Here is a 656-nt window from a genome sequence, read left to right on the forward strand (position 1 = left end):
CACGATGGGCTGCTCTCCCTCGAAATGCACCTCAAAGCCTCCGTCCACCTCCGTGCCGTACTTGCGAAGAGCCGCTTTCAGCTCGTCCTGCTCCCGGTGCTGCAATGCCAGGAGTTGTCCGTGGATGGTGAGGTCTTTAAGTTCCGCCTCTCGTTGGGTGTGAGTCGCCTCGCCGGTCTTGCGGTCGATGTCGTACTTGTGGTAAACCACTGGGATATGGTCTGCCGATGTGACAAGCCATGTGATGTTGTTCACTGAGAAGCCCTGTCTGGTGAGGAACTCCTCGATGTCAGAGCCGATAAGATGGTCGGCTACGTCAAGATACTCGATGCGTGCGTCAGCATCATGCAGGATGATAATCTTCATTGCCTTTCAATTTTAGTGATACAAATAAGTTTGTCGCCCATGTCGCTGGACTTGGTTTAACTACGTTGAAGAAACTTACGCTCAGCATAGTGGATAAATTCCCTCTGCGTTCGCTTAACCGTTTCTTTCTTCCCTCCTTTCGAGACCTTTCAGCCTGTGGAGGGATATTTTCTGCTCCCAAAAGCCGCAAGAAAAGACATAAAGACAAATTATGTGTGAAGAATACTCTTTTCCGAGGAAAAGGAAGATTGTTCACAGTCACAAGACCTCAAGCAGAATTTGACGATTGT

Annotated in this window: 1 protein-coding gene and 1 pseudogene; one reads left to right on the forward strand and one right to left on the reverse strand. The window is 49.2% G+C overall.

Going from position 1 to position 656, the window contains the following annotated elements; translation table 11 throughout:
* A pseudogene (locus DXA05_RS26215) lies at nt 1-366 on the reverse strand (hypothetical protein); the annotation flags it as partial.
* A gap of 65 nt (nt 367-431) precedes the next feature.
* Between DXA05_RS26215 and DXA05_RS28260 the strand changes: the two are divergent.
* On the forward strand, nt 432-656 hold a 225-nt coding region (locus DXA05_RS28260), incomplete at its 3' end, for a hypothetical protein (RefSeq protein ID WP_284515718.1).

The sequence above is a fragment of the Bacteroides sp. AM54-2NS genome (genome assembly GCF_003602935.1).
In the GTDB taxonomy this organism is placed as follows: domain Bacteria; phylum Bacteroidota; class Bacteroidia; order Bacteroidales; family Bacteroidaceae; genus Bacteroides; species Bacteroides xylanisolvens.